Here is a 12,178-nt window from a genome sequence, read left to right as displayed (position 1 = left end):
TGGTTGTTTACTCTTTTACAATTTCGATTGAAACTGGAGTAGGGTTAGTTAACATATCAAATACAGGAGAAAATTTTGCAAAATTTTCTAACTGTTCTGCAGTCGCATCCGATTTTACTTTAAGTACCATTTTAACACCATCAAATCCTTTACGTATTTCGGTGTCTAAACCTAAGAATCCATGTAAATCTGCACCACCTTCTAAAGTAGAAGATGCACTTTTAATATCTACTCCATTGGCTGCAGCATGATATACCATTGCTCCAGTTAAACAAGATCCTAAAGCATGTAATACTACTTCTGGTGGCGTAGCTGCTTCATCTTCACCTAATAATACTTTAGGATGACTACATTCCATAGTAAAAGTATCTTCACGTGTTTCGTCTTCTTGGCCTGCTCCATAAAAACTTTTGATACTGGATACGCAATGCCCTCCGTTAATCCAATCATTTTTAGATCTGAATTTGAATTTTGCCAGTTCTGGCTGTTCTTGAATGTGGTTAATCGTATCTACTAATTGATCTACGTTTACTCCGTTTTTAATGTTTGCTGTTGTAATCATTGTTTTAAAATTTAAGTTATAATTTTTTTGTTTGACAAGTATACTACTATTGCTATGCCAAAAATCATAACTTAATGATTTATAGTATGTTACAATAATTTATGTAATAATTTATTGTTACGATAAATCATAAATTAACGAAATGTCGTTATTGTATTTATGAGATATCGTGAATTATAAATGTGAAGAATGAATGGCAAAAGAAGCATTAGTTATATATGTAAGCTATGGTGTTCATTTTTTATTCACTAAATTAGTTACTTTAAGATCTAACTAATTATATACTATAACGCTATATATGTTATAAAAACAATACTAAATTTAAAACCTTATGAAAACATTATTTATTATTATTCTGTCTTTATTTCTGGTAAATATTTCTTATGCACAATCAGAAGTAGATAAAAAAGCTATAAGAAAAGCTTGTATGAATTATTTAGAAGGCTTTTATGAAGGCGATACATTAAAAATTGTTAATAGTATAAGACCCTCTTTGTATAAATTTGGCTACTGGAAAAATAAAGAATCAAGTAGTTATAAAGGTGCTCAGATGACATATAAGCAAGCAATTGCCTATGCAAAGGGAGTATTTGAAAAGAAGAATTTTGCTAAGAAAGATGCCCCAAAAAAAGTTGAAATTTTAAATATCATGAATCATATAGCAGCTGCTAAAATAACTGCTTGGTGGGGTGTGGATTATGCATTACTTTCAAAAGATGGAGATAAATGGATGATTGAACAAGTGTTATGGGAAGGACCTCCTAGATGAATAATGAGATTAATTAATATTTAACAAAAATAAAAGTTGCTCTGAAAACTAACGGAACAGAGTTTATTATAACCGCTAATAAAAAATGATTTAATATTAATTAAAACTCTCCATTATCTACATCTTTAATAAAATCAATTAAGCCTGGAAAAAAATGTTCTTGATCGTCATATTGAGATAAATGACTTCCATTTGGACAATGCAAATAACGTCCGTTTTGTACTTGAGTAGATATCCATTCCATATGTTTAGGGTCCATCGTATCGTATTGCCCACCTATAGTTAGAGTAGGGACAGTAATCTGAGGCAATTCTTTACTCACATCCCAATTTTTAAGTGTAGCATCACCTTTAATACCAAATTCACTTGGCCCTTGCATCGTTACATATACATCAGGGTTAACATGTTTAAATGTGCGATGTACAGAGTTTGGCCACTCGTTTGGAGGTAAACGCAGTACGTGTTTTGGATAGTAATGCTCTTCTATTAAAGATAAATAGCGTTCGTTACCATAATCTTCTTTAGCTTCAAATTCTAAAATCTCTTTTAATACTTCTGGAGGTAATTGTGGCGCTAATACTTCGTCAGCATATTTTTGATATTCAGGAATAGAGGATACCATATTAGAAATAATTAACCCCTTTAAATTTTGTTGGTATTTTAAAGCATATTGCATACCTAAAATACCACCCCAAGACTGTCCGAACAAATAAAAATTATCTTTGTTTAACCCTAATGCGATACGAACTTGTTCTACTTCTTCAACAAAACGGTCAAGGTCCCAAAGACTTAGATCGTCTGGCTGATCACTATAATAAGAGCCTAATTGGTCGTAATAATAATACTCAATACCTTCTTGCGGGAAATAACCATCAAACGACTCATAAATCTCGTGTGTTACACCAGGCCCACCATGAAGCAATAATACTTTTATAGTTGGATTGTTCCCTACACGTTTGGTCCATACCTTAAACTCTCCTTTAGGGGTACTAATTGGAATCATTTTAATTCCTCCAGTAAACTGATCGTCACGATCGGTATTATCAAAATAGTCTTTCACACTAAGCGAATCATTAGTAATAACAGCTTCTTCGGTTTCAGTTTTACAACTAAACAGAAGTATAAAAAGAAAAGCACAGCCAAAAATAGATGGTTTCATAAATAAAAAATTAGTGCACTAATGTAATGAAAAATTGAATATTATATAGGACGCTCTATATTAAAGGCTTTAATTTTTGAAGCTAGAGTAGTGGGAGGAATTTGTAATAAAGCCGCAGCACCATTTACTCCAGAAACTTTCCAACGCGTTTGTTTCAGTGCTTTAAGAATATTCTCCTTTTCAAGAGTATTAATTTCTTTTGCTGTTAAAATAGAAACTGTTTCTGTTTGAGGTTGAAGTAAATTAATATTAGTTTCATTGTCTGGAATAATAGTCGCCCAGTTAATAATTCCGTTTTGAGAAACAATTACTGCACGTTCTATTAAGTTTTGTAATTCACGAACATTGCCAGGCCACAGGTAATTTAAAAAAAGAACTTTATCTGTATCAGAAAGAATTACTGGATTTTTGTTGAGTTTCCCAGAGAATTGTTCAATCATTTCTTGAGCAATCAAACAAATGTCATTACCTCGATTTCGTAAAGAAGGAACATCAATAGGAAATACATTTAAGCGATAATATAAATCTTCACGAAACTTACCCTTGTTGGCTTGTTCTAATAAATCACGATGTGTAGCAGCAATAATGCGTACATCTACTTTAATGGTTTCAGAACTTCCAACAGGATCAAATTCTCCTTCTTGGATCACACGTAATAACTTAGGCTGAAGCTCTAAAGGGAGTTCTCCAATTTCATCTAAAAATATAGTACCCTTGTCTGCAAGTAAAAATCGCCCTTTTCTATCAGCTGTAGCGCCAGTAAAAGCTCCTTTTTTATGACCAAATAATTCACTTTCAATTAAATTAGTTGGAATAGCACCGCAATTAATTCGTATTAATGGCTTATCATTTCGTCGACTAGCTTTATGTATTGCACGAGATACCAATTCTTTTCCAGTACCAGTTTCTCCTGTAATTAAAACAGTCGCATCTGTTTGTGCTACTTGTTCAATAAGACTTAAAACAGATTGCATACTCTTATCTTCAGCGATTATACCATAACTGCTTGTGAGCTCTTTAATCTCTTCTTCTAAATACTGTGTTTGTTTGGTAAGCAAATTAATTGTGTCTTCAGCAATTAATCGTTCTTCAATATTACGCAAGATAAGAGTGTAAAAAGCGCCAAAATCATTTCCATATTTACTAATCGTACCTTCATTTAAAGTTCCTGTACCATTAGAACCTATTACTTTTATAATGTTTGGTAAGTAATTATTTAATGCTTTTATATCATCTTTTCTTATCAATTCTTCAATTAAATCGACACTCGCATCATCAAAGAAAAATAAAACATTACGTTGTAATACATCATTATTTTCTAGCAATTTGTTTGCAGAAGGATTAGTGAGTACAATTCTAAAATCTCGATTAAACATAATAATGGCATCCATAGCACCATTAATTAAGCCTTTCATTTTTGAGCTCGCTAATTCTAATTCTTGTTTAGAAGTTGCTAAGTGTTCTTGAATAGTATCTAACTCTCTATGACGTTTGATCATTACAGAAAGAATTCCTTGAGCAAAACCACTATCTTTTGTCATTAAATCAATAAAATGATGTCGTTCTATCTTTAAAACTTTAGTTGATTCTATTGCTGTAATAGATGCAGATCGTTTTTGATTATCTATCAGAGCATATTCTCCAAAACAATCACCTTCAGACAAATGATCATATATATGTTTATTCTCGTGAACTTTAACCTTTCCTTCTAAAATTACATACATCGCTTCTCCAAGATCACCTTTATTAAAAATAGATTGCCCTTTTCGATAAACCTCAGTATCTAGTTTTTCGCATAAATGTGATAAAGAAGTTGTAGATACTTCAGAAAAAAAAGAGACCTTATTAAGAAAAGCAATAGTATTTTTTAGTTCGGTTATAGACATAGATAATTAAACTAAATATAAATATATAAAACGTTTAATATAAAGTAATTATAAAACAGAGTTAATATTTAAGATAAATTCCTAAATTAGTGAAACTTTATTCAACTAAACACTTAAATGTCACAGAATAGGCAACTTGCAGCAATAATGTTTACTGATATTGAAGGATACACATCCTTAATGCAGAAAGATGAAAATGGAGCAGTTGTTATACGTGATAGGCATAGAGAAATTTTTGAAATAACTACCAAAAAGTTTAATGGTACTATTGTACAATATTTTGGAGATGGCACTTTAAGTATTTTTAAAAGTTCAGTCGAAGCCGTTAATTGTAGTATAGAGATGCAGTTGGCGTTTCAAGAAGACCCAAAAATTCCTGTTCGTATCGGGATTCATGTTGGAGATATTCTATATTCCAAAGAAGACATAATAGGAGATGCTGTAAATGTGGCATCTAGAATAGAATCTTGTGCGGTAGCAGGTAGTATTTTAATATCAGATAAAGTACATGATCAAATTAGAAGTCATCGCGATATTGAAGCTAAGTTTTTAGATGCTTACGATTTAAAGAATGTAGAAAATGCATTGCCATTATTTGCTATAGCAAATAAAGGATTAGTGATTCCGGACCCCAAAGAAATAAAAGGGAAACTCAAAAAAAAGAATGAAACAGAAGCTGTAATAAAAAAACAGAAAAGGAAAAATATTTTAATAGGGATGGGGTTAATGTTCTCTATAATAGCATTAGTACTCATACTTGGTTTAAGGGGTCAGAAACAGCATCAACCTTCAGATCTATCTATTGCAGTAATTCCTTTAAATAATATGAGTACCGATGAAGGTTCAGATGTCTTTACTGATGGATTTACAGAAGATATTCTAACACATTTATCTAAACTTAAAGATTTACATGTAATTTCAAGAACTTCAGTAATGCAGTACAAAGGAACTAATAAAACTGCCCCAGAAATTGCTAAAGAATTAGGGGTTGCTTATATATTAGAGGGTAGTATTAGAAAATATGGTGATCAAATACGAGTAAGTGCTCAGTTAATAGATGCTAAAACAGATGAACATATTTGGGCGGAAAATTATGATAAAACTTTAACTGACATTTTTGCTTTACAAACCGAAGTGTCTAAAGAAATTGTAGATGCACTAAGTCTCAATATTAGCTTTGAAGAAGAGCAGAGCCTTGAATCGGTACCAACAACAAATATTGAAGCTTATAAACTGTTTTTAACAGGAAGAAAAGAAGCAGATAAACGAAATGCTGAAAGTCTTGCAAAAAGCATATTACTTTATAAAGAAGCTTTAACACTTGATTCTAATTATGCGGAAGCTTATGCAGAGATAGCAAATTCTATTTATTTAGAAACATACTATTCTGGACGTAGTCCAGAAGAAGCTTCTAAACTTGCCAACGAATATTTAGATAAAGCTGAAACTATTAGTACAAAAATCCCTAGAATTTATTCTGTACGAGGTTTAATTTATAATATTGAGGGAAGACCTGATGATGCTAAAGCAGCTTTTGAAAAGGCAATTAAATTAGCTCCTAATGATCTAACAGCTAGACATCAATTTTCCACATATTTTTATTACACTCAGCAGTTTGATAAGCAATTAGAACAAGCAGAAATAGCATATCGCTTAGATCCTTTATCATTTGCTACTGCTAACAGTTATTTTACAGCATTGGCATCCAATTTTAAATATGATGAAGCTGAACAGTTGATGAAAAAAATTGAAAAAATCGACGATGATAATAATAAATTTGTAATTAATAGATCTTACTTTAGGTTGTATACAGATCAAAAACTATATGATAAAGCAATCTCGCCATTAAAGGAAATGGTTAAAGAACAACCTATTTTTAATCGCTTTTTAGCGTATTGTTATGCGAAAAGCGGAGATACAATTAATGCGTATAAAATAATTGATGTTATAAAAGCAACAGCGCTTGAAGAAGAGCGTAGTCACCAATTAGCAGTTGCTTATGCAGGCCTTAAAATTACAGATAGCGTATTATATCATTTAGATACTATAAGGAATCCTCAATCCAGAACACTAAAGAGAGAACGTATAGATTTTTTCGACTTCCTTAAAGACGATCCTCGTTTTATCAAAGTTTTAAATGATCACGGAATAGAAACTAAATAATTTTATAACACTTCCTCTATTCTTGTTTAAACATTTTATAAGAAAACCCTTTATCTCCTTCCCCAAAAACTTCAACAAAAACCTCAGTATTACTAAGCTTTGTATATTGAATTTTTTTAGGAAAATCATGATTCAAATTTTCAAAAGATAATTTTTTAGTGACTTCAGAGTTGAGTATAAAATCAATACCTTTTCCATCATTTTGATTTAAAACAGTTGCAGTATAAGTAACGATGTTATTAGTTGTAGTAATGCTTAAAGTTTCAGAAATATGTTCTTTGTTATCTTTTATTTTATAAGATTTCCCTATTAGTGTATTATTGTCTTTTTGCCAATTCTCATAAGTGTCTCTACCTTCAACTTTCCAGGTTCCAGTTAAAAACTCAACTTTTTCTATAGATTGAGCACAGCTATAAAAACTTAATGTAAATAAATTTAGAATAATAATTTTCAAGAATAGAGATTTCATATGATATAATATTTTGGTTTTCTACAAAGTTATATTTTGATATATATCTTGTATTGGAAAAAACCGACAATCAAGATTATTTTAAAAAGAAATTTGCCATGTTCTCTTTATCAAAACCATATTTTGAAGGATCTTCTCCAGTAAACTCTTTAAAATTTTTGATAAAATGTGACTGATCATAAAACCCAGAAATATAGCTTATATCCAGCCAATTATTAGTTTCGTTTATCGTTTTAAAAATGTTGGAGAATCGTATAATTCTACAATAAAACTTAGGAGTTAATCCAATGTAAGATTTAAAATAACGCTCTAAAGTACGTTCGTTAACGTTAATGAAACTACATATATCTTTAACATTAAGATTCCCTTTTCTACTAATAATTAAATTGACAGCTTTATCAATTTCGTGAGGTTTTAATTGATGAGTTTTTATATAATTTTCAAACCAGTTTTCAATAATCTCAATTTTAGTTTCAAAGGGTTGATTTGAGGTAGCTATAGATATTATAGATTTTAATGTACTTTCTAAATCTTTGGGTATTTGAATAACATTATCAACCAATTGTACCATGTCTAGGTCGAATAGTATTTTTAAAGCTGAAGGCTGTAATTTTATGCCTAACATACCTATAATTCCTGTATTTTCTAAATAAAAATGATTTTTAATCTGGCCAGCGATTAAAAATTTAGATTGTACTTCCCACTTATTATTAATATTTATTTTGTACAAATCTTTATAATGGAAGATTATTTCTGGAAAACCATCGGGTATTATTTTATCTTTTTTAATTTGAATATTATCACTACCATCTATTTGCCAAAAGAGTTTAATATACTTTAATAGTTTTTCTTTTGGTGATTTTTGCTGATACTGCATTCTAAATTAAATTGTATTTATCATTAAAGTTATAAAACTTGTATGTTTTTAAAAATATAATCTTTTTCTTTTTAAAAACCTGTAACAAACTTTGAATGTTTGCGTCAAACAGGTGTTAACCAAAATAATCATAAAAAATGAAAGAGAATAGACAACTTATCGTATTAACTCATTTAAGTCAATTAGCAACATTGCTTCTTGGTTTTGGGAGTTTAATAATACCGTTAGTGATCTGGATGACTAACAGAGATAAAATTTATGGTTTAAATGCACATGGAAAAAGTATTATCAATTTCCAATTGAGTTTAATAGTATGCTATATTGTATGTATTCCTTTAATACTACTATTTGGCTTAGGATTAGTAGGGTTTTTAATTTTAGGACTATTATCTATTATATACCCAGTTATAAATGCAATAAAAGTAAGTAATGGGGAAACTCCTCATTACCCGTTATCTCTTAGTTTTATTAGTTAGTTATTATGTGAATTCTCGCTTTAGCGAGAGCCTCTTAGAGATGAACTAAAAACGCTCACTGAAAAGTGAGCGTTTTTTTATATTCTCCTTATAAATAAGGAAATCTTATTTTATAATATTTGTTAGCTGTTTAGCATTACAGGCATCACAAGCATAGTTACATGCTCTCCTTCATCAAGACCATCAATTGGTGTTAAAATACCAGCTCTATTTGGTAAGCTCATCTCTAATTGTACTTCATCTGCGTTTAAGTTATTAAGCATTTCAGTTAAGAAACGAGAATTAAATCCAATTTGCATATCGTCACCTTGATAATCACAAGTTAAACGCTCTTCTGCTTTGTTACTATAATCTATATCTTCTGCAGAAATATTTAATTCGGCACCAGCAATCTTTAAACGAATCTGATGTGTTGTTTTATTAGAAAAAATAGATACACGACGTACAGAGTTTAAAAATTGTGTACGATCTATCGATAATTTATTTGGATTCTCTTTTGGAATCACAGCTTCATAATTTGGGTATTTTCCATCAATCAATCGACAAGTAAGTACAGAGTTATCAAATACAAACTTCGCATTAGAATCGTTGTATTCAATAACCACATCTTCATCATGAGTTGCTAAAATGGCCTTTAATAAATTCAAAGGCTTTTTTGGCATAATAAACTCTGCAGTTTCAGTAGCCGATACATCTTCACGAGTATATTTTACTAACTTATGAGCATCAGTAGCCACAAAAGTTAAACTCTCTGTTGAAAATTGAAAGAATACACCACTCATTACAGGACGTAAATCATCATTTCCTGCAGCAAAAATTGTTTTACTAATTGCAGTTGCTAAAATATCTCCAGATACAGTTGTTGCAGTAGGATTCTCTAAAGCTACTGCTTTAGGAAACTCTTCTCCATTTGCATAAGCTAAAGCATATTTACCATGATTAGAACTAATTTCAACAATATTGTTTTCTTCAACAATAAATGTTAATGGTTGTTCCGGAAATGTCTTTAAAGTATCTAATAGTAGCTTAGCAGGTATGGCTACGCTTCCTTGACTATCACTTTCTACATCAATGGTCGAAGACATGGTTGTCTCTAAATCACTTGCAGAAATTGTTAATTTAGATTGATCAAGATCGAATAAGAAATTATCTAAAATAGGTAAGGTGTTTGAACTGTTTATAACGCCACCTAATACTTGTAATTGTTTTAATAAATAAGTGCTGGATACTATAAATTTCATTGCTATGAATGCGTTTATGATTGTATTGATACTACTTACAAATATATCTTATAAGTCCCGAAGTTGGAAACAAACTTATTAACAACTAATCTCTAGTAAAGCTGAAATTTATGACTAAAAAAAAGAACCTTATTTCGCATATTTTTTCTTACGATAAAAATTAAAACTTAGCCCAAATACTACTAATAACAGTAATGGTAATGCAATATTTATGATTTGCCATTTCGTTTTCTGTGCAATAATTAACTCAGGGTTAAGATGTGCAATTGCAACTTCTTTAGTACGAATGTTTATAAGTCCATTATCGTCTAATAAGTAATTAATCGCATTTAGCAAAAATTCTTTGTTAGCATACACATTTCCTGTAAGGCGATTAAAACCGAGTTCTAAGGGACCATTTCTACCTACTTCATTTTTAATAATATCTCCATCGGCTACTACAATCATTTTAGTAGTAGTGCTTTTGTTTTTTGTTTCTGAAAATTGAAACGGCTTCACTCTATTATTGTATACAGATGTAAATTCACCTTCCAATAATACTGCTAAGTTGTGATTACCTGTATTAGTATAAGTGGATGGATCAGGCTTACTAGTTCCTTCTTCAATACTAATAATTCTAGGTGTTCCTGTTAATTTTGAAAGAGGCGAACTTTTGAGCAAAATGGTTTTAGAAACTTCATTTTTTAATGTATCAATTTGATTAGCAAAATCTAAACGAACCAAATCTAGATTGGTAGTAATAGCGTGATTTCCATTACCTGAAGATAGGGGTGAGTACTGCCATTGTATAGGCTGAAATTGTGCTTCACTTCCTTCTCCAATTGCTAGATTAATAGGATCAGAATAAACATCATTAACTAAGACAGGATTAATACGCACACCGTATTTAAAAAAGAAATCGGTGAGATTTAAATCTCTTGCAATGGCAATATTACTACCTTCATCATTGAGTAAACTATCTTTGTCTATTGCTATTTTATCTACTAACCAAAGGCTTTTTCCGCCATTCATTGCATACTGATCTAAAACTAATTTTTCAGTTTCAGAAAATGCCTCTGTGGGTTTAGCAGAAATAATAAGATCAAAATCTTTTAATTTATCAAGAGTATTCTGGGGAGCACTACTTACACTATCTAAAGTAAAAGGAGCTATAAAATAATAATCACCTAATGTAGTAAGAAAATTAGCTAAATACCTATCCTCTAATTGTCCATTTCCTTTTAAAATAGCCACTTTTTTCTGTTTAGAAAAAATGAGCTTACTAAATCCATCAGAAAATGCATATTCTAAATGTTGTACAGAACTCTGGATTAAACTTTCTTGTGAAGCATTGAGCTTATTTTTTATTAAAGGGATTTCTATTCTTTGCCCATTATAGGTTGCTAATGCCCAAGGAATAATTGGCTCTTGAGAAGTTCTTCCGTTTTCCTGAACAGTCAGCATCATGGGTGTTAATCCACTATCATTAAGTAGTTTTAGGTTTTGATCTCTAACATCAGCATCTTCTAACGGATTGATGAAGCTGTATTTTACATTTTTATTTTTATCTGCAAATTCTTCCAGAAGTTGACGTGTTTCGGCTTGTAATCGCCTAATATTTGATGGAAATCCTTCTCCTTCTAAAAACACATCAATAATTATAGGTGAATCTACGTCTTTTATAATATTGTAAGAAGCTTCACTTAAAGTATAACGCTTATCTTGAGTTAAATCGTAACGTCCATAAGCAGATTGTGTAAATATATTTAAAGCTAACAACCCTAATAAGATGATTAAAAAACGAACTAAAACTCTCTTTCCAATTTTTTCAGTACGAATACCAGCAAGAGTTATCAATATAAAAAATGTTGTAATACTTAAAAAATACAAAATGTCCCTAGTATCTAATACACCACGACTAATGCTTTGGAAATGATAATTCATTCCAAACTTCTCAATTGTAGTACTAGATGCAAAATCTGCTAAGCCTTGGAGTCCTATAAAAAAGAAAAAACAAATAAACACAGCACTAATAAAAGCAACAATTTGATTTTTTGATAAGGTAGAAGCAAAGATGCCTATGGCAGTGTAAGCTGCTATTAATAAAAGTAATCCAAAATAAGATCCAATAATACTACCTAGGTCTAGATTCCCGATAGGGTTACCCAGCTGATGTATTGTATATACATATAATAATGTTGGTATTAAAGATAAAATAATAAGTGTTAAAGCTCCTAAATATTTACCTAAAACAATTTGTAAACGCGAAATAGGTTTAGTAAGTAATAACTCTAAAGTGCCTTGCCTTTTCTCATCAGAGAAACTACGCATAGTTACTGCAGGGATTAAAAATAAAAGAATCCAAGGTGCTAATAAGAAAAAGGAAGATAAATCTGCATACCCATAATCGAGGATGTTATATTCGCCTTTAAACAACCATAAAAAGAGACCATTAATAAGTAAAAATATAGCTATTACTAAATAGCCTATAGGTGAAGCAAAAAACGAACTTATTTCTTTTTTGAGTAATGCGAACATTTTAGTTTTTTATATTCAGTATTTAATAACAATGCGTTTCAATATTAGTTTAAATTGTT

General features: G+C 30.5%; 10 protein-coding genes. 3 read left to right on the top strand and 7 right to left on the bottom strand.

Translation table 11 applies throughout. The features are described from left to right. Nucleotides 1–7: 7 nt before the first annotated feature. On the bottom strand, nucleotides 8–562 hold the full coding sequence (locus D1817_10680; GenBank protein AXT20329.1) for an OsmC family peroxiredoxin: 555 nt from the start codon (nucleotides 560–562) through the stop codon (nucleotides 8–10). A gap of 331 nt (nucleotides 563–893) precedes the next feature. Here D1817_10680 and D1817_10675 point away from each other — a divergent pair, with 331 nt between their 5' ends. Next, entirely contained in the window at nucleotides 894–1,331 is a 438-nt protein-coding gene (locus tag D1817_10675) for a hypothetical protein (protein AXT20328.1), read from the top strand. 100 nt (nucleotides 1,332–1,431) lie between these two features. On the opposite strand, the gene D1817_10670 is transcribed toward D1817_10675, so the two are convergent. Both D1817_10670 and D1817_10665 read right to left on the bottom strand, forming a co-directional pair. After that, nucleotides 1,432–2,490 carry an alpha/beta fold hydrolase gene (locus D1817_10670; GenBank protein AXT20327.1) on the bottom strand — a complete coding sequence of 353 codons (1,059 nt, stop codon included), beginning with the start codon at nucleotides 2,488–2,490 and terminating at the stop codon, nucleotides 1,432–1,434. A gap of 41 nt (nucleotides 2,491–2,531) precedes the next feature. After that, nucleotides 2,532–4,376 carry an AAA family ATPase gene (locus D1817_10665; GenBank protein ID AXT20326.1) on the bottom strand — a complete coding sequence of 615 codons (1,845 nt, stop codon included), beginning with the start codon at nucleotides 4,374–4,376 and terminating at the stop codon, nucleotides 2,532–2,534. 117 nt (nucleotides 4,377–4,493) lie between these two features. Here D1817_10665 and D1817_10660 point away from each other — a divergent pair, with 117 nt between their 5' ends. Beyond that, nucleotides 4,494–6,539 (top strand): hypothetical protein, encoded by a 2,046-nt coding sequence (locus D1817_10660; GenBank protein ID AXT20325.1) that lies wholly within the window; start codon nucleotides 4,494–4,496, stop codon nucleotides 6,537–6,539. 16 nt (nucleotides 6,540–6,555) lie between these two features. Here the strand turns inward: D1817_10660 and D1817_10655 are convergent, their stop codons facing one another. Then, nucleotides 6,556–7,008, bottom strand: a complete 453-nt coding sequence (locus D1817_10655) for a hypothetical protein (GenBank protein ID AXT20324.1) — start codon at nucleotides 7,006–7,008, stop codon at nucleotides 6,556–6,558. Between the two features lie 76 nt (nucleotides 7,009–7,084). Then, nucleotides 7,085–7,885 carry an AraC family transcriptional regulator gene (locus tag D1817_10650; protein AXT20323.1) on the bottom strand — a complete coding sequence of 267 codons (801 nt, stop codon included), beginning with the start codon at nucleotides 7,883–7,885 and terminating at the stop codon, nucleotides 7,085–7,087. A 137-nt stretch (nucleotides 7,886–8,022) separates the two neighbouring features. On the opposite strand from D1817_10650, the gene D1817_10645 reads away from it, so the two are divergent. Beyond that, nucleotides 8,023–8,361 carry a DUF4870 domain-containing protein gene (locus tag D1817_10645; protein AXT20322.1) on the top strand — a complete coding sequence of 113 codons (339 nt, stop codon included), beginning with the start codon at nucleotides 8,023–8,025 and terminating at the stop codon, nucleotides 8,359–8,361. Nucleotides 8,362–8,483: 122 nt separating this feature from the next. Here D1817_10645 and dnaN read toward each other — a convergent pair whose 3' ends face one another. Continuing rightward, on the bottom strand, nucleotides 8,484–9,602 hold the full coding sequence (dnaN, locus tag D1817_10640; GenBank protein ID AXT20321.1) for a DNA polymerase III subunit beta: 1,119 nt from the start codon (nucleotides 9,600–9,602) through the stop codon (nucleotides 8,484–8,486). A 129-nt stretch (nucleotides 9,603–9,731) separates the two neighbouring features. Next, nucleotides 9,732–12,119 carry a gliding motility-associated ABC transporter substrate-binding protein GldG gene (gldG, locus tag D1817_10635; protein AXT20320.1) on the bottom strand — a complete coding sequence of 796 codons (2,388 nt, stop codon included), beginning with the start codon at nucleotides 12,117–12,119 and terminating at the stop codon, nucleotides 9,732–9,734. Nucleotides 12,120–12,178: the final 59 nt, after the last annotated feature.

Source organism: Flavobacteriaceae bacterium, from assembly GCA_003443635.1.
Lineage (GTDB): Bacteria > Bacteroidota > Bacteroidia > Flavobacteriales > Flavobacteriaceae > AU392.
This window is presented reverse-complemented; position numbering and strand designations above follow the sequence as displayed.

Coding starts and splice junctions, on each gene's coding strand:
- D1817_10645 (AXT20322.1), top strand. CDS start 8,023: ATGAAAGAGAATAGACAACTTATCGTATTAACTCATTTAAGTCAATTA.
- D1817_10670 (AXT20327.1), bottom strand. CDS start 2,490: ATGAAACCATCTATTTTTGGCTGTGCTTTTCTTTTTATACTTCTGTTT.
- dnaN (AXT20321.1), bottom strand. CDS start 9,602: ATGAAATTTATAGTATCCAGCACTTATTTATTAAAACAATTACAAGTA.
- D1817_10650 (AXT20323.1), bottom strand. CDS start 7,885: ATGCAGTATCAGCAAAAATCACCAAAAGAAAAACTATTAAAGTATATT.
- D1817_10665 (AXT20326.1), bottom strand. CDS start 4,376: ATGTCTATAACCGAACTAAAAAATACTATTGCTTTTCTTAATAAGGTC.
- D1817_10680 (AXT20329.1), bottom strand. CDS start 562: ATGATTACAACAGCAAACATTAAAAACGGAGTAAACGTAGATCAATTA.
- D1817_10660 (AXT20325.1), top strand. CDS start 4,494: ATGTCACAGAATAGGCAACTTGCAGCAATAATGTTTACTGATATTGAA.
- D1817_10655 (AXT20324.1), bottom strand. CDS start 7,008: ATGAAATCTCTATTCTTGAAAATTATTATTCTAAATTTATTTACATTA.
- gldG (AXT20320.1), bottom strand. CDS start 12,119: ATGTTCGCATTACTCAAAAAAGAAATAAGTTCGTTTTTTGCTTCACCT.
- D1817_10675 (AXT20328.1), top strand. CDS start 894: ATGAAAACATTATTTATTATTATTCTGTCTTTATTTCTGGTAAATATT.